The 23,617-nt window shown below is 42.1% G+C and carries 19 protein-coding genes; 12 read left to right on the top strand and 7 right to left on the bottom strand.

The window, feature by feature from the left end:
* The first annotated feature begins 269 nt into the window (after positions 1–269).
* The gene (locus V7K79_RS11440) at positions 270–1,097 is read left to right on the top strand and encodes an ABC transporter permease (RefSeq protein WP_335047649.1); all 828 of its coding nucleotides are present in this window, start codon (positions 270–272) and stop codon (positions 1,095–1,097) included.
* A 35-nt stretch (positions 1,098–1,132) separates the two neighbouring features.
* Here the strand turns inward: V7K79_RS11440 and V7K79_RS11435 are convergent, their stop codons facing one another.
* Positions 1,133–1,438: a hypothetical protein gene (locus V7K79_RS11435; RefSeq protein WP_335047647.1), complete on the bottom strand. Its 306-nt coding sequence runs from the start codon at positions 1,436–1,438 to the stop codon at positions 1,133–1,135.
* 9 nt (positions 1,439–1,447) lie between these two features.
* The gene (locus V7K79_RS11430) at positions 1,448–1,642 is read right to left on the bottom strand and encodes a hypothetical protein (RefSeq protein WP_335047645.1); all 195 of its coding nucleotides are present in this window, start codon (positions 1,640–1,642) and stop codon (positions 1,448–1,450) included.
* Positions 1,643–1,965: 323 nt separating this feature from the next.
* Between V7K79_RS11430 and V7K79_RS11425 the strand changes: the two genes are divergently transcribed.
* The gene (locus tag V7K79_RS11425; RefSeq protein ID WP_335047643.1) at positions 1,966–2,622 is read left to right on the top strand and encodes a hypothetical protein; all 657 of its coding nucleotides are present in this window, start codon (positions 1,966–1,968) and stop codon (positions 2,620–2,622) included.
* A gap of 105 nt (positions 2,623–2,727) precedes the next feature.
* On the opposite strand, the gene V7K79_RS11420 is transcribed toward V7K79_RS11425, so the two are convergent.
* Positions 2,728–3,786 carry a glycosyltransferase family 4 protein gene (locus tag V7K79_RS11420; protein ID WP_335047641.1) on the bottom strand — a complete coding sequence of 353 codons (1,059 nt, stop codon included), beginning with the start codon at positions 3,784–3,786 and terminating at the stop codon, positions 2,728–2,730.
* Positions 3,787–4,627: 841 nt separating this feature from the next.
* On the opposite strand from V7K79_RS11420, the gene V7K79_RS11415 reads away from it, so the two are divergent.
* The 3 genes from V7K79_RS11415 to V7K79_RS11405 all read left to right on the top strand — a co-directional run bounded on the left by V7K79_RS11415 (position 4,628) and on the right by V7K79_RS11405 (position 11,261).
* A complete protein-coding gene (locus V7K79_RS11415; protein WP_335047640.1) occupies positions 4,628–8,635 on the top strand; it encodes a DUF4347 domain-containing protein in 4,008 nt (1,335 codons plus the stop codon).
* Between the two features lie 563 nt (positions 8,636–9,198).
* Positions 9,199–10,315 (top strand): IS630 family transposase gene (locus V7K79_RS11410; RefSeq protein ID WP_442938911.1). Its coding sequence is split into 2 segments (ribosomal slippage): positions 9,199–10,242 and positions 10,244–10,315, totalling 1,116 coding nucleotides; the frame shifts between segments, so codons are not numbered across the junction.
* 262 nt (positions 10,316–10,577) lie between these two features.
* On the top strand, positions 10,578–11,261 hold the full coding sequence (locus V7K79_RS11405; protein WP_335047639.1) for an ATP-dependent Zn protease: 684 nt from the start codon (positions 10,578–10,580) through the stop codon (positions 11,259–11,261).
* A gap of 111 nt (positions 11,262–11,372) precedes the next feature.
* On the opposite strand, the gene V7K79_RS11400 is transcribed toward V7K79_RS11405, so the two are convergent.
* Complete coding sequence (locus tag V7K79_RS11400) at positions 11,373–12,665, bottom strand: glycoside hydrolase family 10 protein (RefSeq protein ID WP_335047638.1); 1,293 nt, start codon at positions 12,663–12,665, stop codon at positions 11,373–11,375.
* Positions 12,666–12,968: 303 nt separating this feature from the next.
* On the opposite strand from V7K79_RS11400, the gene bchI reads away from it, so the two are divergent.
* Together bchI and V7K79_RS11390 are read left to right on the top strand one after the other, a co-directional pair.
* Entirely contained in the window at positions 12,969–14,093 is a 1,125-nt protein-coding gene (gene bchI / locus V7K79_RS11395; RefSeq protein ID WP_335047636.1) for a magnesium chelatase ATPase subunit I, read from the top strand.
* Between the two features lie 193 nt (positions 14,094–14,286).
* Positions 14,287–14,586, top strand: a complete 300-nt coding sequence (locus tag V7K79_RS11390) for a hypothetical protein (RefSeq protein ID WP_335047634.1) — start codon at positions 14,287–14,289, stop codon at positions 14,584–14,586.
* Positions 14,587–14,611: 25 nt separating this feature from the next.
* Here the strand turns inward: V7K79_RS11390 and V7K79_RS11385 are convergent, their stop codons facing one another.
* Both V7K79_RS11385 and V7K79_RS11380 read right to left on the bottom strand, forming a co-directional pair.
* Positions 14,612–15,706: a nucleotidyltransferase domain-containing protein gene (locus V7K79_RS11385; protein WP_335047681.1), complete on the bottom strand. Its 1,095-nt coding sequence runs from the start codon at positions 15,704–15,706 to the stop codon at positions 14,612–14,614.
* Between the two features lie 359 nt (positions 15,707–16,065).
* Entirely contained in the window at positions 16,066–17,910 is a 1,845-nt protein-coding gene (locus tag V7K79_RS11380; RefSeq protein WP_335047633.1) for a tetratricopeptide repeat protein, read from the bottom strand.
* A 305-nt stretch (positions 17,911–18,215) separates the two neighbouring features.
* Here V7K79_RS11380 and rplU point away from each other — a divergent pair, with 305 nt between their 5' ends.
* The 5 genes from rplU to V7K79_RS11355 all read left to right on the top strand — a co-directional run bounded on the left by rplU (position 18,216) and on the right by V7K79_RS11355 (position 22,733).
* Complete coding sequence (gene rplU, locus V7K79_RS11375; protein WP_335047678.1) at positions 18,216–18,623, top strand: 50S ribosomal protein L21; 408 nt, start codon at positions 18,216–18,218, stop codon at positions 18,621–18,623.
* A gap of 30 nt (positions 18,624–18,653) precedes the next feature.
* Positions 18,654–18,950, top strand: coding sequence for a 50S ribosomal protein L27 (gene rpmA, locus V7K79_RS11370; RefSeq protein WP_335047631.1), 297 nt, complete (start codon positions 18,654–18,656; stop codon positions 18,948–18,950).
* A 980-nt stretch (positions 18,951–19,930) separates the two neighbouring features.
* Positions 19,931–20,527, top strand: a complete 597-nt coding sequence (locus tag V7K79_RS11365; RefSeq protein WP_335047628.1) for a cytochrome b/b6 domain-containing protein — start codon at positions 19,931–19,933, stop codon at positions 20,525–20,527.
* A 7-nt stretch (positions 20,528–20,534) separates the two neighbouring features.
* Entirely contained in the window at positions 20,535–21,251 is a 717-nt protein-coding gene (locus V7K79_RS11360) for a molybdopterin-dependent oxidoreductase (protein WP_335047625.1), read from the top strand.
* 288 nt (positions 21,252–21,539) lie between these two features.
* Positions 21,540–22,733: an NADH:flavin oxidoreductase/NADH oxidase gene (locus tag V7K79_RS11355; protein ID WP_335047623.1), complete on the top strand. Its 1,194-nt coding sequence runs from the start codon at positions 21,540–21,542 to the stop codon at positions 22,731–22,733.
* A gap of 433 nt (positions 22,734–23,166) precedes the next feature.
* Here V7K79_RS11355 and V7K79_RS11350 read toward each other — a convergent pair whose 3' ends face one another.
* Entirely contained in the window at positions 23,167–23,568 is a 402-nt protein-coding gene (locus tag V7K79_RS11350; protein WP_335047620.1) for a fasciclin domain-containing protein, read from the bottom strand.
* Positions 23,569–23,617 lie beyond the last annotated feature (49 nt).

Genomic DNA, 23,617 nt, shown 5'->3' with positions numbered 1-23,617 from the left:
CGAATCAAAGGTTAGGACATCTTGAAAGCCTGGATGTTAGGAATAGTAATGTTTTACCTCCTGCCTTCTGCCTGCTGCCTTCTGCCTCCTGCCTCCTGCTATAACTAATTGAGTTTTCACAATTAATTTAGTCATAATGCTTAAACTATCTAACTTTTGTTGTTAATTTCCAATTTTTAGAATGAGATATTTTTGTTACCCCTAGCAATTGATGTGTAAAACGATGTAAATTAAAACTTAATGAAATTTTAATAAGTAATTGAAAGCACGTGACATTTCAAAGAGCGCTACCTTCAGGCAAGAGGTTCAAAACTTCGCAACTTCAAATCTTCTTAGCTGATAGTCTGACTATTTTTTGGGGAGATTGGTTAGATTTACGGGTGAGAATCCTACCAGTTGCTGCATCAGGCTTAATATCGCCACTAATATATATTTTAGCTTTTGGCTTGGGTTTGGGTAGTTCCATCAAACCCGGTTCAGGAATTAGTGGTAACTATAACAACTATTTGGAATTTATCTTACCGGGAATGGTGGCGCTGTCATCGATGACGGTTAGCTTTGCTGGAACGACATTTTCGATTTGTGGAGACAGACTATTTACCAAAACCTTTGAGGAATTGTTGTTAACTCCCATACATCCTTTAGCTTTGTACATCGGTAAAATGCTGGCGGGAGTCGTGCGGGGTTTGATGACTTCCGGTTCCGTGATTTTGGTAGCGCTGCTGCTGACAGGAAACTGGAATTTTCTCAACCCACTATTTTTACTATTAGTGGCGCTCAATTGTGCAGTATTTGCTGGATTAGGGGTGATTGTAGGGTTGAGTGTGCGATCGCTCGAATCAGTTGGACTCTACAATAATTTTATCATTATCCCTATGTCATTCTTAGGGGCAACCTTCTTTGACCCTGCTACACTACCAGCGGCTCTGAAAGTTTTAGTTTACCTGCTGCCACTAACCTACGCCAGCATTGGATTGCGTGCAGTCGCCCATTTACCTTTGTCTCAGTTTCCTTGGTACAGCATACCGATTTTGTTAGTGGTTGCGATCGCTCTTTCTTTATGGGGTGGTTATAAATTTGCTCATCAACAAGATTAAAGTAATTCTTAATTCGTAATTCGTTAAAGCGTTGATTATAATCTGTGCTTTAACTGTTGAATTTTCTGTAAAACTTTTTCCCGATGCTGTGTCAGCTTAATCCATCTGGGTAGGCGACTTATTAGACTGCCATTGTGCCAGCCTAATAAGTCATCTGGCAAACGTTCTCGCAACCTTGATTGAACATAACTTTCCAGGAAGTTCAAATGAGCTTCATTATATGCCCATAGCACCTGACCGCAGCAAGAAGTTTGTAGCCACAGGGATAAGCCAAAAAAATGGTCTAATATTCCATAGCGAGAATTTCTTTTATCCCTGTGATTGTTCTGCCACAGTAACAATGCGGCTTTTCAATTGTCATCCTTTGACTGTTGTTTTGTATAGCTACAGTGCTGACAGGTAATTCTTTTGATGGAACTAAGACTTGATTTATCAGAGTTTACAGTCAATACCTTGGCACTGCGTTCGCATTGGGGACAACGTACTAAAATTTCTTGCTCAAAATCAGCAAGCCGTTTGCCATAGTCTCTAAATCTTATAACCATTTCATTTCAAACCTGCAATAAACCATAGTTTATTAAAAATCAGGATAATTACTTATGAACCACATATTGTCTAATCTGTCAATTTATAAGTTCTAAATTTAGATTTTTGATAAAGATTGCGTAAAATTACTAGTTATCGTGATAAAAAATTACAATAATTGCCTTATAAATCAACTTATGAGTAAATATTAACTCATTGAGCAAGCATACATTAACCACTATTTATCTAGCAGATAGATAGTGGTTTACAAAGTGAGTTTTTGCTGTTTGATTTAAACCATCCCGTATAGCAAGCTGTTAATCAATATCCAAAGGACACAAATATGATTAGAATTGCCACAAAAATAGCCTTGTCTGTTCTTGGAGCAGCAGGAATTAGTTTTTTGTCTTGGACACCAGCAAAAGCCGTCATTTTTGTAGAACCCATTGTGACGACTAAAAATCAAGATATACTCGACGTAAAAAAACCAAGAACCCTTACAGATTATCTACCAGGGCAAGTAATAGAATATGGTGTTCCAGATGTAGCTAATAACTTTCTAAATGCCACTGGTTACGATATAAACAGCTTGGTTTTTGATTTAAAAACGCTGTCGTATAGTAATCCGAATTCTACTCCACCATTTGATAATGAACCAGTGCAGTGGGGGGATGTTAATGGAGATGGGAAGATTGGTAACTCTGCTAACCCGGATTTAAAGGATATTTTTACAGACATTAAGATTGCTGGTAGTACTATCACTTTTAGTGGTGGCGTCATCCCAAACGGAACTCTGTTTTACAATCCATTCGCTACCCTGCCTAATCTAGCGCCAGGTGCTGGAATCATTCCACCAATTCCAGCAGAGCAAGCAGATAAAGATGGGCCGATCAGAGTGGCTGCTTATTATACCGCCGTTCCTGAATCAACTAACATTTTGGGTGTACTAATCTTTGGTGCTTTAGGCGTAGCTTTCAAACTAAAGCGATCGCTCTGTTAAGAGGATTGGGGATTGGGGACTGGGGACTAGGGATTGGGGAAGAAGCAAGGGAGTAGGGAGTGGACAGTTAATAGTTAGTTGTCTATTACCCTATGCCCCATGCCCTCATTCTGTAATTAACTCCCGATAGACTGTCATTGTTTCCTGATGAACGCGGGCAACACTCAGCCTCTCTAGGTTTTTCTTTGCCCGCTGTTTCCACTCGTTTAGCATCTCGGCATTACTTAGTAATTGCACTAAAACCCCAGCTAAAGCATTACTATCTTTTGCTGGCACTAAAAGACCTGCTCGCCCGTTGTCTAAAGCTTCAGGAATCCCGTCTACGTGAGTACCAACGATCGCAGTTCCAGTTTCTCTAGCTTCCGAAAGTACCAGAGGACATGGATCGCGGTGGGAAGCTAGTACAAATATGTCACAAGATATCAAATAGCGTTGAGGTTCCGGTTGAAAGCCTTCAAAATGAATGCGTTCATTTATAGAAGTTGCTTGTGCCTGTGCCTCAAATAGCTGTTTATCAGGGCCATTTCCTACCAAATAAAGATGGGCTTGAGGAAAATCTGAGGCGATTTGTTCAAAGGCAGCAATTAACTCAGCGATTCCCTTGCGTTGATACATTCCGGCTACAGTGGCGATCGCTGGATGCTGTAATGGTAAAGGTTGATAATCTTGTATCTGTCGGGTGCGGGGACTGCCTAAAGTTCCGTTACATACTACCCGCAACTTGTTTTCTGGGATACCACGCTTAATCATAGAATCACATACAGCCTGACTGACAGCAATTACTCTGTCAGCTAAACCCATCAGCAGGCTGGCACGCTGAAATTCGTTGTGGACTGTAGAAACTAAAGCATATTTGCGTCCCTTAAAAATGCGTGCTAGTATTACCCCCGTCATCATGTGGGCATGAACAATATCCGGCTGAAATTCAGCTGCGATCGCTCGGTAACGTATAGCTGCTTTAATCGTATTTACCAGTTTTCTGCTTTGGTCTAATTGGTAATGTTTGACACCACAAATATCTAGTAAAGCCTCGTATTCCCCACCAGCAGAAACAACCGCGACTTCATAACCAGATTTTGCCTGTAGACAAGCCAGATCCACAGCCACATTCACAATACCGTTACCTATTTCTTGAACGTCGTTTAAAATATGTATGATTCGCATCAGCTTTGAAATGTGTATAAAAAATAAAGATAAGTAACTAAGTAGAAATCAACATAATTATTGAGGGCTTCAGCGACAATTAAAAAGTAGTCAGTAGTGGGTAATATTCACCACTTTCTACTGATTAATAGCGCTTGTAACCAGTTACTTAGCTTAAAGACTTATTCAGTAACGGCTCGATAAATCGGGGTAAAACTTCAAAATTTTGAATATGCTATTTTAAGTCGCCACAGCCTTATTTTCTATTTTTCAATACCCTGGTATCGAACTCTAGTAGTCTGCCAACCCAAAGATGCGCTTTTTCGGGCTGGGGAAAGGGGAAAGGGAACTGGGTTTGGGATTTAAAACCTTTCCCCCTGCCCCTTATCCCCAGAGGGGGCCCCCCCTTACCCTTTACCCCGCCAAGTCACGAAAGCGAACTACTAGTACACCACAGCAGATATATAAGTCCCATTTAACACAGCAGCCAAAACAGAGAATAAAAGTCTTTTGATTTTTGAGTTGAAAGTACTCCAGATTTAAACTCTCTTGGTAACTCATATCATGTCCGCCTAATTAGTGATAGTTTCTGCATCTGTGCAAAAAGAAAGAAAACTCTTTTTCCCCCTGCCCCCTTGCAGTCTTAATGATAAGTATTTTGCCAGACACGATATCACTAGTTCATTTATGGGTACTCCTGAAATACTGCTTTACAAAAACAGCAATTGGCCTGATGATAAAAAAATGAAATTAATGGTAACAAATAATTTATTATTACTGTTAATAGTTGTGTGAAAACCCTGTAATGACAAAGCTTCAGTCTGTTTGAGTTTAACTCCTAACCTTAGTTTAAGGTGACAAAATGGTAACATTACATACTTCACACTTCCAATTAAATTCTGTAATTCCCACCTTATATACGCATAACCTGGTCTTCATTGACACGGCAATTGAAGACTGTCAGAGTTTAATTAACGGTGTTGTCCCCAGCACCGAAGTATTCATTATTGACCCAACACAGAACGGTGTTGAGCAAATTACGAAGATTTTGGCAACTCGCGCTGACCAGAATATTAGTATTCATATTGTTTGCCACGGTGCCCCTGGTAGCTTGCAACTGGGCAATACTTACTTAAAACTTGATACCCTCGAATACCATAGTCAGCAACTGCAACAATGGCAGAAGATATTTTCCACCTCATCTAAAACCGCTAAACCACTAATTACATCTGCTACAACAGTAGCCAATTTACTCATCTATGGTTGCAACGTCGCTGACGGTGATCTGGGGTCAGAATTTATTGCTAAACTGCACCAACTTACAGGAGCGAATATTGCTGCTTCCCGTCAGCGGATTGGCAATGCGGCATTAGGAGGTAACTGGGAACTGGAAGTACGCACCAGTGATATGGAAGTGAGTTTAGCGTTTGCAGAAACGACGCGGGAAGCTTACGCGGGAGTACTAGCAACCTTTACAGTAAATAGTATCAAAGACGCAGATGATGGCGATCCGAACAACGGTATCACTACTCTACGGGAAGCAATTAACTTAGCCAATGCAACTGCTGGAGATGATGCGATCGCCTTTGGGGGAGTTTTTACTGATGCTACCCCAGATGTAATAACCCTCATCTCTGGAAAACTGACCATTACCGATGATGTGAGCATCTTGGGAACTGGCGCATCTCAGCTGACTGTGAGTGGTAATAATACTTCCAGAGTATTCGAGATATCGGGACTAGCGACAGGTGTTACCATTGATGGCCTGGCGATCGCTAGCGGCGGTATTCAAATCAATTCAAATTCCATCCTCAGCCTGACAGCAAGCAGTATTTCTGGCAATACACAGGAAAACGGCATCTCTAATAACGGCATCCTGAATATAACCGAAAGTACTGTCTTTGGTAATACGAAAGGCGGAATCTCTAACAGTAGCATCCTCAGCCTTACGGGAAGTAGTGTTTTTAGCAATACGGGTGACTTCGGCGGTGGCATCTATAATGACGGTTCCGGTGCAAGCGTCGGTACTCTCAACATTACGGCAAGTACTGTCTCTGGCAATACGGCAAACTACGGTGGCGGCATATACAATAAGGGCGGTACTCTCAACATCACGGCAAGTACTGTCTCTGGCAATACGGCAAACTATAACGGTGGTGGTATCGTTAACGGAGATGATGGTGGCTATTTTGGCGGTTCAGCTACTCTAACTAACAGCACCATATCTGGCAATACGGCGAATGATGAAGGTGGTGGCATCTATGATTCTGGCAGCTACACAGGCGACGACCTCACTCTGATCAACACCACAATTACTAACAACATAGCCGACTCAGATGGCAATGGTGTTGGCAACGGTGGAGGTGTTGCCAGTTATGGTAGCCCGATGAACGTTAGTAACACCATTATTGCAGGCAACTTTGACAATTCTACCTCTGGTGATATACACCCTGACGTGTCTGGTAGCGTCGCTGACTTTGGCAATAATTTGATTGGCGATAGTACTGGTAGTACTAACTTTACCACCAGCACTCTCATTGGCACAATCGCCAGTCCCATTGATCCAAAAATCGGGTCACTGCAAAATAATGGTGGGGCAACCTTTACTCATACCTTACTTGCAGATAGCCCCGCTATTAATGCTGGCAATAATTCCCTAGTTCCTGCTGGTGTCACCACCGATCAAAGGGGCGCTGGATTTGACAGGATATCCGGCGTTGCAATTGATATTGGTTCTTATGAAGTCCAGCCTACGATAATTACGCCACCTGATAATCCTGATCCCCTAGTACCCACCATCAGCATCATCGCAACTGATAACACTGCCGATGAAAACAGTGGCAATACTGGCACTTACCGCATCAGCCGCAGTAATAGCAGTGGGGCATTAACAGTCAACTTCTCTGCCAATGGTAATGCAAGTATTGCAGACTACAATCTCAGCGTGGGTGGCAACCCTATCAACGGCAACAGTATTGTGATTGCTGATGGGCAAAGCTATGTAGATATCACCCTGACACCTGTCAATGATATTCAGGCAGAAGCGGCAGAAAATCTTACCCTCAGCTTGGCAGCAGATTCAGCTTACCAAATCAATAATGTGGATTATAGTGCGACAGTGGCGATCGCAGCCAATGATTTCGTAGTGACTAATACCAACGATTCTGGAGACGGGTCGTTGCGGCAAGCTATCCTCAATGCCAATGCTACTGCTGGGGCAGATATTATTACCTTTGGAGGAGTTTTTAGTGATGCCACTCCAGATACGATCACCCTCACCACAGGCAAACTAACAATTACCGATGATATTACCGTTTTGGGGACTGGGGCAGCAAACCTGATCCTCAGTGGAAATAATGCCTCCGGTGTGTTTGAGATATCGGGGACAGGGACAGATGCCAGCATTAATGGCTTGAAGATTGCTAATGCTAACGATACCTTTGGCGGTATTTTGCTTAATAATAATACTAGCCTCAACTTGATACAAAGCATTGTCTCTGATAATAGGGGGACGGTAGGCGGCATCTTTAACAAAGGCACTCTCAGCTTGACAAGAAGCACTGTCTCTAGTAATAGGGGTTCATCGTTAGGTGGAGGCATCTTTAACAAAGGCAACCTCAGCCTCACTAACAGCATTGTCTCTGGCAATAGTGCATCTACCAGTTACTCCTCTGCCAGCGGTGGTGGCATATTTAATATAGGTACTCTCAGCCTGACAGGAAGCACTATCTCTGGTAATGGGGCTTATGCCAGTGGTCTTAATCGTTATGGGCCTGACCCTTACCCTTCCTATGGCGGTGGTATCTTTAACTCTGGCAGTGTCAGCTTGAGTAATAGCACTATCTCTGGTAATCAAGCACTTTCTGGAGGTGGCATCTCAAACTCAGGCATCCTTAACATCACCAACAGTACTGTCTCTGGCAACAGTGCAAGTGGAGGGGACGGTGGCGGTATCTCTAGCTCAGGCATCCTCAATCTGAACAGCACCACGATTACCAATAATACCGCAGAAGACCTTTACAACTGGGGAGGCGGCACTGGTGGAGGTGTTTTTGCTGGCGGTACTGTCATCGTTGGGAACACGATCATTGCAGGCAACTTTAACAACAGGGGTATCTACGGCGGTGACATCAACCCCGACGTTTCCGGCGACTTCACCGACGACGGTAATAACCTGATTGGCGATAACACTGGTAGCACTGGCTTTACTACTAGCACCCTTGTCGGCAGCAGCGCCAACCCTATTGATCCCAAACTCAGCCCCCTGCAAAATAACGGCGGTGCAACCTTTACTAATGCCTTAATTAGCGATAGTCCCGCCATTAATGCAGGGAATAATGCTCTGATTCCAGCAGGTATCACCACCGACCAACGGAGCGCTGGATTTGACAGAATATCTGAGGGTACAGTTGATATTGGTGCATTAGAGTTCAATGGGCTGAATGGAACCAATGGCGCTGATAATCTAGTGGGCAATAATTATAGTGACATAATTAACGCTCAAGCCGGCAATGATACGATCGCAGGTAATCAAGGCAACGACATCTTAACTGGTGGCGGTGACAAAGATGAATTTGTTTACAATTTAGGTGATGGTATCAACACCATCACCGATTTTGGTGGGCTAGGTAAAGGCTCAAATCCCTCAGCAGCAGTTATCGAGGATAAGTTAATCATTACTGACTGGCTTAAAAATCGGGGCTACACTGGCAGCAATCCCGTAAGTGATGGCTACCTACTATTTGTCCAATCAGGTACTTCTACAGAAGTTAATTATAATTACGGTAGGAGTGATTACACTACCAGATTAGTAACTTTGGATAATTTCACAGCTACTAATCTGGTAGTTGGTACTAACGTCATCGTCTAACACTCAGAATATTTCTCACTCTATCTGCAACCCTCTGCTTTCTCAGGAGAGGGTTGCAGGTGGCTTTTATCCATGTGTTGTATTCTTTTTCAAATTGGTATTATTTATAGCCGTAGTCACATAGGTTAGGACATAATGACAAGCGTCAATGCTAGGAATAGTAAGTAGTTCTACCTCCTACCTACTGTCTTTTGCCTTCTGCCTCTTGCTATACTTCTTCATTTCTGTAAATGCTAAGTTTTTAACGTCGTTTAAAATATATATGATTCGCATCAGCTTTGAAATGTGTATAAAAAATAAAGATAAGTAACTGAATAGAAATCAACATAATTATTGAGGGCTTCAGCGACTACTAAAAAGTAGTCAGTAGTGGGTAAAATTCACCACTTTCTACTGGTTCATAGCGCTTATAACCAGTTACTTAGCTTAAAGACTTATTCAGTAACAGCTCGATAAATCGGGGTAAAATTTCAAAATTCTGAAGACTGATATAGGAATCCTATTTGATTTTTGAAAAAGAATACGAGAGAATACGTAGGAGAGTAAAAGTGTAAGAACAAACAATGGTAAAGCAGCATTCACAAACGGTAATACTGACTGTGGGAGTGACAACTGTGATACTTCCATCTGAAGAAACCGCCTTGGATGCGATAGCAGAACTACAAGAATTTATAGCTCTTCGCCCAAATGCCCGTGAGGTAAGGAAAGCGCTGGCAGTAAAGTTAGTTTATCAAGGTTACTTGTATGAAGAAATTCAAACAATTTTAGATGTATCACTGGGTTTGATAACAGGTTGGAAGCAGGCCTACGAACAGTACGGAATTGATGGATTGCGCTTAGATCACAAAGGCAAAAAAAGTTACTTAAGTAGCGAACAAAGAGAACAGGTATTGAGTTGGTTGCAAACCAAGGATTTTTGGGAACTGGGGGAACTCGAATATAAACTAGCTTTTGAGTATGATGTGATTTATGAGTCAAAACAAAGCTACTATGACTTGTTCAACGCAGCAGGAATTAGTTGGAAGAAAACCACCAAAGTAAACCCTAAAGGAAATCCAAATGCTGTCGCAGAAAAAAAAAAAGAGCTTGAAACAGTGTTGGCAGATAACCGGGAGGAAATCGAAGCAGGAAAGTTAAGAGTACTGCTAATAGATGAGTGTCATTTAATGTGGGGAGATTTAAGTGGTTATGTATGGGGTAGAAGTGACCAAGAAATAGCAGTTCCAGTAGTTAACGAGCGAGAAAAGCAAACATATTATGGTGCTGTTGACTACCTCGAAGGAGAGTTAATTCTCAAAGCCTACGAAGCCGGAAACTCAAAAAATACTATCGACTACCTACGATATTTACTAGCTGAATCGAAGGAACAGCGATTGCTGATTTTTTGGGATGGTGCGAGCTACCATCGTTCTAAAGAAATTCAAGATTTCTTGTCCGAGGTAAATCAAGATTTACCAACAGAGGAATGGAAAATACATTGTGTTCGTTTTGCTCCCAATTGCCCTACGCAAAATCCGATTGAAGATATTTGGTTGCAAGCAAAAACATGGGTTCGACGCTTCTGCGCCTTAATTCCAACATTCCTGCATCTAAAGTGGATGGAAGAAGTGGTTTATTCGACACACTACATTTGATTTCGCCACCCTTCAGATGTACGGAGTTTTTTCAAAAATCAAATAGGATTCCTATATTAAGCCAGTAATTTAATTAGGTGTGAGATGAAAAAATTAGGCGATCGCTACAACTATAGCCGTAGTCACACAGGTTAGGACACTTGGAAAGAGTGAAAGAAGAGAGTTAGCAATAGTTTTACCTCCTGCCTCCTGCCCTCTGCCTCCTGCCTCCTGCTATAGCTTGATACAAAAGCTGTGCTGCATCTTTGCCCGTCGAAAATATCGCTTCATAATGTAGAAAGATTAAACAGATACTCAGAAAACTCTCAATGAGCCAAACTAGCCTCAATTTAGTTGCAATATCTATCTTTCTCATGACCCTATCAGTACTGCTGGGGCCATTCTTAAACTTATCACCAGCAGTCCCAGCACTTGCTACCTTCACTATCTTAGGCATAGCAACATTAGATAGTTTCAGCTTGCAGGGTAAGGGTGGTACTATCTTTTTAGATTGGATTGCTGGTTTTTCAAAAGAACACCGCGATCGCATCGTCCACCACGAAGCAGGACATTTCTTGGTTGCTTACCTGTTGGGTATTCCTGTTACAGGCTACACACTCAGCGCTTGGGAAGCCTGGAAACAGGGGCAATCAGGCCAAGGCGGCGTTAGCTTTGATGATGGCGAATTAGCATCTCAACTAGAAGTGGGTAAAATCAGTGCCCAAATGCTAGACCGCTACTACACTGTTTGGATGGCGGGTATTGCTGCTGAAACCCTGGTTTTTAATAATGCTGAGGGTGGAACTGATGACAAAAGCAAACTGATAGGAGTCTTGACAATTTTGGGCTTTTCTGAATCAGTTTTCCAGCAAAAACTACGTTTTCATGCCCTCCAGGCAAAAACTCTACTAGAAGAAAATTGGTCTAGCTACGAGACTTTAGTTAGTGCCATGCAACAACGCACTTCGGTAGAAGATTGCCATGCTGAATTAAGAGTAGGGAGTGGGAAGTAAGAAGTTATATCAAGTTAGTAATGAAGAGTTTGTAGTAAGCACTTTAATGCTTAGAAAATAAAGACTAAAGTCTTTACTACGAACTGATTAACATTATCTTAAACAGAAAATTTATTCAACCCTGGCGCGGAGTGCAGGAGATGGAAAAAGATTTTTAAATCCGGCTTGTCGCTCATTTAAAGATTCTAGAGCATCGTTCCAAAGACTTTCATAATAAAAGAAAATTATGCCTAGACCTCGTTCTTGGGCAGCCCGCACCTGAGACTTAATTTGCTGCATGGGAACTGGATTATTTCGTAACCCTGTCATAATGCCAACTCCAGTTGGAATTCTTTGTTGTGCTTCTTTAATTTCTGCGCGGGAAATATTTGCCACAAAACTTTTCAAATCGGGACGATAAATTTGCACAATTAACTCGTCCACAATATTTTGTCGCATCCAACCTAGCCAATCTTGCAAGTGAAACTTGTAGGCTAAATCATAGTAATTAGGAGAAACAGAGAAAATCGCCTGGGGTTTTTTCTGTTTCACAGCTTGATTAAGTTTTACCATGAATGCCGTAATCTTATCTGCGCGCCATTTTACCCATGCTGCATCTTGAGGATTTTTTGGGGGAGGATTCTTGGTTTCTTTGGTGTACAAAGCAACTGTATAGCGATCGTAGCCAAACTCGTGAGGCAAACTCGTATGATCGTCAAACTGAATGCCATCAGCATCATATTGAGTAACAGTTTCCAGCACAAGATTAGTGATGAACTGTTGCACTTGTGGAAGGAACGGATTGAGCCACATCACCTCACCAGCCGCACTGATTGAAGTTTGGCTACCATCCTGCTTTTGTGTGAACCAATCCGGGTAATTCATTGCTAGTTCTGACGTTGGGGGAGCCATGAAGCCAAACTCAAACCAGGGAATTACTAGCAATCCTTGGTGATGAGCTTGGTTAATTAGGTCTGCGAAAATATCATGTCCATCTGAACCTTTGTAGACAAAAGGCTGAATACCTGCGCGTTGTGCTAGGGCACTAGGATGCATTACATAGCCAGAATTCCATACCACAGGATAGATTGTGTTGAAGTTCATCCGCCGCAGTTGACTGACTGCATCGTGTACTTTGTCTCGATTCTTGAGGGTATCAAAATCATTAGTGGTCATCCAAACCCCGCGAATTTCCTGACGGGGTATCTGTGCGATGGCGCTGAAGCGCCCACCTTCGGTGATCGCAGGGGTGAAACTGTCCACCAACAACACAGTAATCAACGATATTAAAACAAGAATCGGAAAAAGAGACTTGAGTAGTCGCCGCCAACTTTGAACAATAAATGATGATTTCATGGATTTGAATGATGCATTAGCTACCCACACAAGCCACTGCTCGCTTTTACGATTGAATCTACTAACCATATAAGTTTACAAGTATTTATGCTTAGTACAAAATTGATGAGTTAGTAGTTGTTCGTTCCTTGCTTATGGAACTTTTGCACCAAAAAAAACTAAAGCAGACAAATTAAGATAGTTGACGCAGCTAGTAAGCATTTGTGCCCAATAGATATTTTTGGTATGGGGAATGCGGCATTGGGAAGAGAAAAGAGAGACTTGTTCAATAATTCACCCCTGCCCGCCGCTTCCCGATCTTCACATTCCCCCACACCCCACCTGTGTCACAATAAAGAACTGTAATAAGAAAAATATTGTTAAGGTAATTTAGTGAGTCCAACTGCTCAATCCACGGCAAGTGCGCGTCGCGTAGTATTTCCTTTTACGGCAATTGTCGGCCAGGAAGAAATGAAACTGGCGCTGCTATTGAACGTGATTGACCCCAAAATTGGTGGTGTAATGATTATGGGCGATCGCGGCACCGGGAAATCCACAACTATCCGGGCGCTGGCAGATCTGCTACCAGAAATTTCTGTGGTTGCTAATGACCCCTTCAGTAGCGATCCTAGCGATCCCGACTTGATGAGCGATGAAGTCCGCCAACTTTTAGAACAAGGGGCGGAAATTCCCGTAGCTCACAAAAAAGTCCAAATGGTAGATTTGCCGCTAGGAGCTACAGAAGACCGAGTTTGTGGCACAATCGACATTGAGAAAGCTTTATCTGAAGGTGTCAAAGCTTTTGAACCGGGACTCTTGGCAAAGGCTAATCGCGGCATTCTCTATGTGGATGAAGTCAACTTACTAGATGACCACCTTGTAGACGTGTTACTCGACTCCGCTGCCAGTGGATGGAACACTGTAGAACGGGAAGGTATTTCTATTCGTCACCCTGCACGTTTTGTGCTTGTCGGTTCTGGAAACCCCGAAGAAGGCGAACTACGCCCCCAATTACTCGATCGCTTTGGGATGCACGCAGAAATTCACACGGTCAAAGAACCAGCCTTGCGGGTGCAAATCGTGGAACAACGGGCGGATTTTGACCAAAATCCGCCAGTATTTCTCGAAAACTACAAACCCCAGCAAGAAGCATTACAAGAGCAAATTGTCAATGCTCAACAGCTTTTGCCAGAAGTGAAAATTGACTACGATTTGCGGGTGAAAATTTCTGAAGTCTGTTCAGAATTGGATGTGGATGGTTTGCGGGGTGACATTGTTAGTAACCGCGCTGCCAAAGCTTTAACAGCTTATGAAGGACGCACTGAAGTTACAGTTGATGATATTCATCGCGTAATTACACTATGTTTGCGTCACAGACTGCGGAAAGACCCTTTAGAATCGATTGATTCTGGCTACAAAGTCGCCAAAGTTTTTAGCCGTGTTTTTGGCGTCGAACTACCAGAAAGTGATACTGCACAAAAAAACGGCACAGGTCAAAAGTTAGGGACTAGGGGTTAAAAGTTAAGAGCGGAGCCGGAAACGCTCCGCCTCCAGTGAAGAATTAATAGTTAAGAGTTTTGAATGGAAAGCTGCTTCATATCTCACAATTTTATCTAATTCCTCACTCAGCACTGACTATATATAACTCCTAACTCCTCACTTATTACGGGCTAAACGCCCCGCTACCGCTAACAGCACTCAGCACTAAAATATGAGAATTTGGTCTTTTTGGTTCAACAGCTTTGTTCTATCTAGCCAATACAACCCGCCCAGGTTTGTAGAATTATTGATGCTCTTATTAGCGATCGCTATGTTGGCAGTAGCTAGTATTTTACCCAATGATATACCCTATTTAATCTTAGGCTTGAGTTTAGTAGTTGGGGCATCTATTTCTATCTTAGTGCGGGAAGCGATCGCCCCTTCACCCCAGAGACGAATTACCCAACTTACAGCATTTCTATTACTAATCATCAGCCTCTATGGCTTTGCTGACTTGATGTACACTCTCTAGCTAGTCATTTGTTCACAGCCAATGACTAATGACTCCATCCTTGCATTTCCACTAATTCCATACACAACTGATTAATTTGCTCCAAATCAGGTTTATGAGGTAAGGCAGATTGTTCGCAAACAATTTCCATTTCGGCGACTAAATCTTCTGCCATTCTCATCACCTGCTCATAAGAATACTCACCTTTTAAAATAGCTTTTAAATCTTCAACATCACCAGATGTTCTCCTATCTACAATCACTTCACCTTGCTGCAATATTTCTACTCCACTGCGTAACAATCTAATGCAGTGCATTCCATGTTTTAAGTCAAAACCCGACTTTCTTTCCATTTCTGCTCTAGCTGGATTTCTATTTTCCTGCCAAGATAAGTAAGCTTTCCATTCTCTTAAAGCTATTTGATAGCTTTGACTTTTCTGAAGTAGACGGATAAAATCTTTCCGGCTATTGGTTAACTTTTGGGTATATTCCAAAGTTTTATCGGGTAAAGTATATTGTTTTAACACTCCTTTAAAATCAATATCTGCTGTCAGCAATTGATATAATTGTTCTGCTTCTTCCAAAAATTCAATCCGTCCTCTAATTAAGTTATAAAGATACTCCAGAAAAGCATTTAATTCATCTTTGCTCAAAGGTGCTTCGTCTTCTATGGCGAAGTCAGATGGTATTGGTTTTTTTTGTGGTGGCTTTAACAACCACTTACGATGAGTTTCCATCTTTTTGATTTGAGCAAAGGCATAACCTGTATAAGTATGTTTTACCTTCTTACTCAAAAATAACTGTCTTTGAGCGATTAAATGCTGTCCGACTGTACTTAAAAAAGGATAGTTATTCAACCACAGCAATTCTAAAACATTGGGATTTGCGCCCGCTAATAACTGGAGGATTTTTCTTAATTCATATATAACTGTATCTTTGTTACCATCAACGAATGGAAAAAGACCTGGTTCATCCCAACCAGCGTCTTTTTGTTCTATACGATCAAATCCCAAGTAGTACCTTTTGGGTGCGATAAATACTCCCCGATAATCAAAGTCGGAATCAGGGCGATTTAAACCATAACCGTGGCTACCAGCCAAACCAATTAAAATAGTTCTTTGCTCAACTTCTATTCTTTTCATATCACCTAATGAAAATATAGCCATCCTAACTCATAAATTAAGCAGGTAAAGACATAGGAGATTAGGGCAAACGCATCTAAAATATATAATCCTTCAATAGCTTGGGTTTGGGCGTTTGCTCGTTTAGGCTATTTTTTATCAATCTCCTTATCTAGTAAGGGTTTGGTGAAATTACGTATGTTTTGCTATGTTGTTTTTATAAGAATTCAGTCTACTTCATGATATGGGAAGGTAGGCGATCGCAGACTATGCCTCCAAGTAAATAAAAATGATAATTAAGCCCCAGGGAATAGAAAAAAATCTGAGCAAGAAATACTACTGCTCAGACTCAGCTCAATAGCATTGAAATTGGTATCATATCAAAGCTTAATGCCAATTTTTTTGCAAGTTCCTAAAGCTTGCCGATACAAGTTTAAGGATCTGGGATTTTGATTATAGTTAGTGTAGATTGCTCCAATGTTTTTCAGGGTTATGCATTCACTTCTAATAGAGCCAGTTTGTTGGTAAATGACTAAAGCTTGTCCAAAAAACTCTAAGGCTTTTTTGTACTCACGCTGTTTATAGTAAACTGCCCCAATACTGTTGAGAGTTATACCTTCTGTTGACTTGTTGCCAATTTCTTTATTAATTGCTAAGGCTTGCCCAAAAAACTCTAAAGCTTTGGGATACTGACTCTGGCTGTAGTAAAATGCTCCTATATTATTGAGGGTTGTACCTTCCCCTGCTTTGCTGCCAATTTGTTTGTGAATTGCTAACGCTTGCTCAATAACCTCTAAGGCTTTAGGGTACTGCTTCTGTCCATAATAAACTGACCCGATGCCGTTGAGAGCAGAGGCTTCTTTGGCTTTGCTGCCTATTTGTTTGTAAATAGCTAAGGCTTGCTGGTAAAACTCTAAGGCTTTGGGATACTGACTCTGACTGTGGTAAAATCCTCCCATACTTGCCAGATTTGCACCTTCTCCCTCTTTGTTGCCAATTTGTTTGGTAATCTCTAAGGCTTGCTGGTAAAACTCTAAGGCTTTGGGGTATTGACCTTGAATGGAGTAAGCATCCCCAATGCTATTCAAGGTTGTACCTTCTTTGGCTTTGCTGCCGATTTGTTGGTAAATGGCATTTGCTTGTTGGTAGAACTCTAGAGCTTTTTTGTACTGACGCTGGCTAGAGTAAACTGACCCAATATCTGTGAGGTTTGCACCTTCTCCCTCTTTGTCGCCGATTTGTTTGGCAATGGTATTTGCTTGCTCAAAAAACTCTAAGGCTATGCCATACTGACTGAGGTCGTCATAAACTGCCCCAATACTGTTGAGGGACTCAACTTCCCCTTTCTTGTTGCCGATTTGTTTGGCAATGCCATTTGCTTGCTGGTAAAACTCTAATGCTTTGGCGTACTGACTCTGGCTAGAGTAAAACTTTCCAATACTATTGAGGGCCTGACTTTCCTCTTTTTTGTCGCCGCTTTGTTTAGCAATACTATTTGCTTGTTGATAGGACTCTAAAGCTTTGGCATACTGACTCTGCCTAGAGTAAACTTCTCCAATACTATTAAGGGTTTGAATTTCCCCTTTGTTGTCGCCGATTTGTTTAGCAATAGTATTTGCTTGTTGGTAGAACTCTAAAGCTTTGGGGTACTGACTTTGTTTATAGTAAAGTTCCCCAATACCATTGAGTGTCTTACTTTCCTCTTTGTTGTTGTTAATTTGTTTGGCAATGGATAAGGCTTGTTGGTAGAACTCTAAAGCTTTGGGGTACTGATCGATGTTGTTGTAAACTGACCCAATACCTCTAAGTGTTGCACCTGACCCCTGTGTATCACCGATTTGTTTGGTAATAGCATTTGCTTGCTGATAAAACTCTAAAGCTTTGGGGTACTGACTGATATCGTTATAAACTTCCCCAATATTATTAAAGGTCTTCGCTTGGTGAGAGCGATCGCCAATTTCTCGATAAATAACTAAAACCCGTTGAAATGTCTCTAGGGCTTGGCTCAACTGACCTTGATTATACTGCTGTTCGCCTACTTGATAGAGACGTAAAGCCTCTTCTGTGCGCTTCTGGACTGTTTGTGTTTGTGCTGATGCACTCAATATTCCTGAATTGGTTACAAACAAGGGTGAGATCAAAGTTAGAGAAACTAACACACTCGTACTCAGTAAGCTCTGGCGATGAAGTCTATTTTGCAAGCAAGTGCTAAAAGAATAATGCATATAAATACTCCTTGCTCATTTAAAGTAAAGATATTTTCCTTTAGTTTTATATCACTCTTTTTTTGAGAAAATTACGCAGATATTGCAATATCAATAAGTGTTATGCATTGGTTAAAAACATACATAAGGATAATTACCAAAAAAATTCTCGTCTAGCTTGACTTGACGCTTGTTAATAAAATAGTATGTTAGATTGTCTGTCTAATTCCTGCTCGGATCAGGTAGACATATTACAAAGGCTGGCAAAAGCATCTCTACAAGAGATAGAAACCAGCTACCTGTACGGCAACCTCAAGGACAATTCCATGACCTACGCGATTATTGAAACTGGCGGCAAACAAATACGAGTAGAGCCAGGGCGGTTTTATGATATTGAATTGCTTGCGATCGAACCCGATGAAAAAATTACGATAGATTCCGTATTACTCGTGCAGCACGATGGCGAAGTCACCATTGGACAGCCATTAGTAACAGGTGCGACTGTAGAAGGGACTGTAATGCGACATTACAGAGGTCGTAAAGTTCTGGTATACAAAATGAAGCCGAAAAAGAAAACCCGCAAAAAGCGGGGGCATCGTCAGGAAATTACCAGACTTATGATTGACTCCATCACTCTTAACGGTGCAGTGTTTGCTGCCCAAGGAGAAGCGGAGAAGGAAACTCCCCTTGTAGATGACACTGCTGCTGAAGAAGTTGAAACCGCTGCTGAATAATAAAAGAAGTAGATACACAAGAGGAAATATATGGCTCATAAGAAAGGAACAGGTAGTACACGCAACGGTCGTGATTCTAATGCCCAACGTCTGGGTGTCAAGCGTTATGGCGGTCAAGCTGTACGTGCAGGAAACATTCTTGTGCGTCAGCGTGGTACTAAATTCCACCCTGGTAACAATGTCGGTATTGGTAGCGATGACACTTTGTTTGCCTTAATCGACGGTGTTGTGACGTTTGAGAGAAAGGGTAAAACTCGTAAAAAAGTTAGTGTTTATTCACCCGTAGCTGCTGCTGAGGCAGCCCCTGCTGAGGCAGTAGCAAGTTAAAGTGTTAGGGTGGGTAACAGTGCCCACCCGAATCGTTAGTTAACGCTGATCTGATAATCAGATTTGCACGAATATTTACAGCAGTTACTTAACTTTTAACTTTTATTTACTCTAAAAAATAAGTTCCTAACTCTTTTAGTCTCTCTACCTAACCTTTAATCTCATCAGCGACTTTATACTTCCATTAAAGTTGAAGTACTTCTCTAGTATGAGAATCATCAAATATAACTTTGTTTTTGTTTTCAAAGACTGTCGCCAGAAATTCTACTTGAGTAGTCTGATTAACTCCAGTTCGTCGTCTCGGTTGCTGTTAGTGTTGGTCATGGTGTACCTCTGGCTGTGACGATGCGATCGCCTCTGGGGATTTTTGGCAAGCCGCTTGCTCCTAGGCTAGTCTTCTGGTGTGCTTGCTATAAGCTTTCCGGGCTTAACAACCAAAATTTTTCCTCTGTTAAAACTAAGCCTAAATCGTTCATATTTAAACCAGTAAGCAAATCGACAAGTGCCGACTCTTGACAATCTCAAGCTCGATCTATCAGTTGCTTTCGAGCGATCGCTACTAGAAAAAAAAATGTCAGCATTATTTTGCAATATACAATACCTTATTTCTTTAAGTATAATTAGTGTAGGCATCGCTATGCAAAAAAACTTTCTGCATATTGATAATTGATATCGGCTAATTACAAAAACTGGTGCAGGCAGGTGAAGACTGCGGCGATGGCTAATGAAAGCCGATGGCTTGTTGCAATTGCAATACATTACAGTTCCACACTTTTTTCACCGAAATAAATCTTGGGACAGGAGCATCGGCGATCGAGATACAACTTTGGCTGGCTTTGTTCTTTCCCTCTCAACCTCTGTGAAACGTGCCAATTTTAGATTTTGGATTAGAAGACCTAATCCAAAAGTCTACCTGGGAATAATATAAAAATCTCAAATCCAAAAGTCTGACTGGGAACAATCTAAAATCCAAAATTGGTATGACCTCATCTAAACGTAAAGTTCGCTCAACACCAAGTCAGACTTTCCTATCAAAGATTTTTCACTGGATTAATATCATCAGTCTCATCTTGATGATTGCTAGCGGACTACAAATCTATAATGCTAATCCGGTATTTGGAGGGCGTGAAGGTTGGCATTTTCCTGACTTTCTGTTGCTAGGAGGCTGGCTAGCAGGTGGCAGAAACTGGCATTTTGCTGCTATGTGGCTGTTTTCGCTAAATTTACTTTGGTATGGACTTTATATCTTTATAACTCGTCGTTGGCAACGTCGGTTTGCCGATCGCGGTGACTTAAAAGCATTGCAAATCAGCCAGAACCCAAAGCGCAAAAACTACGCATGGCATCGGCTAGTTTATACTGCTATCATTCCAGTGTTGCTGCTGGCAATTTTGAGCGGTCTGGCGATGTACAAACCTGCCCAATTGCATTGGCTTTCCGCGCTGTTTGGTAGTTGGCAAACTCTACGCACTGTTCACTTTATCACTGTTCCCACTGTCATACTGTTTACAGTTGCTCATTCTTTACTTGCCTTGAAGGTAGGAAGCATCCGTTTAGTGAAATCTATGTTTTTGTAGAGGTTTTATGAGTCTGATTCTTCCCAAACGTACCTTATCCCGTCGTCGGTTACTGCAAGTATCTGGACTTTCAGGGGTAGGCTTTCTTTTAGGTGGCTGTGGGACAAATTTGTTCTCAGATAATCTGCGGCAAATATCTGAGCCACTGAATGAACGTCTTGAAGCACTCCTGTTATCTCAGAAACCAGCACCAGAATTTTCTGTCAGCGCCATAGAAGCAGACAAGTTGCTGATCAATACCTTTGACTTCACCCCGCAAATTGATCCGGCGCAGTTTCGCCTGAAAATTGATGGCGAGGTTAGTAATCCGATGCAATTGAGCATAGCAGACATTCAAAAACTTCCCTTGACTTCAATGGTAATTCGCCATGTCTGTGTTGAAGGCTGGGCTGCGATCGTTCAATGGGGAGGCGTGCGATTACGAGACTTAGTAGCGCTGGTACAGCCGAAATCAAACGTCCGCTATGTCTACTTCAAATCTGCTGATGGCTACTATGAAAGCTGGGATATTGCCTCTGCTGTCCATCCTCAAACTCTCATGGCTTATCAAAAGAATGGACAACCTTTATCAGTTGATAATGGTGCGCCCATGCGTCTAGCATCCCCAATCAAACTGGGCTATAAGCAAAGCAAGTGGGTAACTCAAATTACCTTTGTTAGTAATTTGTTACCTACTAAAGGCTATTGGGAGGATCAGGGCTATGAGTGGTTTGCAGGGCTATGAGGCAAGCAGGGGACGCAGGGGGAGCAGGGGAAGATGGGGGAGATAAGAGAGGAAATTTTACCTTGTCCTCCTTGTGTTCCTTGTCCCTGTGTAATGGGATATTTTTTATTTGCAATTTCCTTACATCCTTACCCTATAGAGGGATGGGGAATTATGGCGATTAGTTAAAAATCGTTTGGTAAGCGACAAAATATCAGACACCCAATATCTAAAACTTATCCAGAATCGATTTCGACGAGCTAACTCGGACACTGGGTCTTAATCCACAAAGCACGCAAAAGTAACAGCATGACTACAGAGAACTTAACTACCTTGCCATCATCTCCAGCCCAGACAGAATTAAAATCCATAGATTCCCCTGGCTGTCAATCAACGAGTTTGCACGACTCGGATGTACCAGAAGTAGACTTGTTTAGTCCACTGAAAATTCGAGATATCACCCTGCCCGATCGCATAGCAATGTCACCAATGTGTCAATATTCAGCAGAGAATGGAGTCGCCAATGATTGGCACTTTGTCCATTTGGGGAGTAGGGCTGTTGGAGGTACTGGGCTGATTATAGTGGAAGCAACAGCCGTGACATCCCAAGGACGAATCACCCCTGGCGATCTTGGTCTTTGGGATGATATGCAAATCGAGCCACTAGCTCGGATTGTGCGCTTCCTTCACCAACAAGGAGCGATCGCCGGGATTCAATTAGCTCATGCTGGCCGGAAGGCGAGTTGCAATGTTCCGTGGCTGGGTGGTACACCGTTAACACCTGAACAAGGGGCTTGGCCGGTAATCGGGGCAAGCCCAATTCCGTTTCAAGAGGGCGGCCCCATTCCCATACCCCTCGATGAGGCTGGGATTGAAGAGGTGATTCAAGCCTTCGTTACCACAGCCGGGCGTGCCCTGCAAGCGGGCTTTGAGATTATCGAAATCCACTCGGCTCATGGATACCTACTGCATTCTTTTCTTTCACCGCTAAGTAATCAACGAACAGATCGTTACGGAGGTTCGTTGGAGAACCGAATGCGTTTATTACTGGAGGTGACAAGACGAATCCGAGAGATTCTGCCAAGTGGGATGCCGCTTTTTGTACGCCTCTCTGCTACCGACTGGGTAGAGGGAGGTTGGGATATCGAGCAGTCAGTTATATTATCCCGTGAACTAAAGGAATTAGGCGTTGATTTAATCGATGTTTCCACAGGAGGCTTAGTCCCTCATGCTAGGATTCCCGTGCAGACAGGTTATCAAGTGCCTTTTGCTGCCAAAATCCGAGAAGAGGCTGGGATTAGGACAGGGGCTGTAGGGATGATCAAGGAGGCTGAGTATGCCAACCAAGTAATTACTCGTGGATGTGCAGATTTGGTTCTCGTCGGTCGAGAAATGCTCCGCGATCCATATTGGTCAATTCGTGCCCGTTGCAGCTTGGATGAGGAACCGAACTGGTCTTTGCCCTACGGCTATGCAATTAAACAGAAGAGACGGGAGAAATAAATCTCAACGGCAGGCGTTGCTGAATCAAATCCAGCAAATTACTTGTAATATGTGATTGCGATCGCAATTGATTTGTATTTAACCGCAGATGATATTATGGCGATCGCCTCCTGCTCCCAATGTAATTTTTGCAACTTCACAAGTTAGACGAGCGTTTCCAACTATTTACAGCCTTTGAGTACTGACTCTCGACGTTTCAGCAAAAGCGGCGGTGAATACTGAGCGATATCAATATGTTATATATCTACTAGCGATTCACTGGAAATATTTAACTATTTAAATCCAATTATCAGTAATAGATATACAACATTAACTACTAAATCTGAATAAGTATATTTAGTTTAGGTGATTTTGATTGCCAATAAAGGCAAAAAATCAAATGCTCATCCGATCGTAGTTACAAATTTAAATGAAAGCAAGTATCTGAACAAAGTTATTCAGGAAACAACACATTATCAATAATATGGATAACACCATTGTCAGCTTCCACATCCGGAGTCACAATGTAAGCATCATTCACCTTAACATTATTCTCAGTATTAACTTTGATATCTTTTCCCTCGGTTGTTGTTAGCTTTTGCGACTGATTTAGTTCACTTGCATTAATCTTGCCAGAAACCACATGATACTCTAAAACCTTTCTTAACTTAATCACATCCTGTAGGAGTTCTTCTACGGCTCCTGATGGAAGCTTGGAAAAAGCTTCGTCTGTTGGTGCAAAGACAGTAAATGGGCCATCTCCCTTAAGTGCAGTATCAAGACCAGCGGTAGTAATAGCTGTTACCAAGGTGTTGAAAGAACCTGCATTAATTGCAGTATCTATAATATCTGGCATCTGATGTCACCTCAATTGTGTGAAAACTTGATGTTAAGAGATTTAGCAC

The organism is Nostoc sp. (assembly GCF_036917575.1).
GTDB lineage: Bacteria > Cyanobacteriota > Cyanobacteriia > Cyanobacteriales > Nostocaceae > Nostoc.
This window is presented reverse-complemented; position numbering and strand designations above follow the sequence as displayed.